At 57.8% G+C, this 263-nt stretch carries 1 protein-coding gene; it reads right to left on the bottom strand.

Going from position 1 to position 263, the window contains the following annotated elements:
• Positions 1 to 227 (bottom strand): DeoR family transcriptional regulator (locus SB765_RS30675; RefSeq protein WP_410932624.1); only part of this gene is annotated, 227 nt, incomplete at its 3' end.
• Positions 228 to 263 lie beyond the last annotated feature (36 nt).

Raw genomic sequence — 263 nt, 5'->3', positions numbered from 1 at the left:
CCATGCTGATCGCTGACAAAATAGTGGCTGGCATGACTTTTCGGATCGCTGACGATATAGCCGCCCAGCAGGACCACGCTGGAGCCCGGCTCGGTTAAATCGCGGCGAACGGTCATCTCTGAGACGCCGAGCAGCTGGGCCGCATCTTTCAGATGCAGTTTGTCGGTGCGTTTCAGCGCCTGCGTCAGCTTGTGAATGCGTTCGTCGCGCCGGGTTTCCATGGTCATCTCTCTGTTCCCTATCCTGCAGTGCGGAAGAAAGAC

Origin of the sequence: Pseudomonas sp. SIMBA_067 (genome assembly GCF_046534675.1) — a bacterium.
Taxonomy (GTDB): Bacteria; Pseudomonadota; Gammaproteobacteria; order Pseudomonadales; family Pseudomonadaceae; genus Aquipseudomonas; species Aquipseudomonas putida.
The sequence above is the reverse complement of the archived record's forward strand: the minus strand, read 5'-3'. Positions and strand labels throughout refer to the sequence as shown.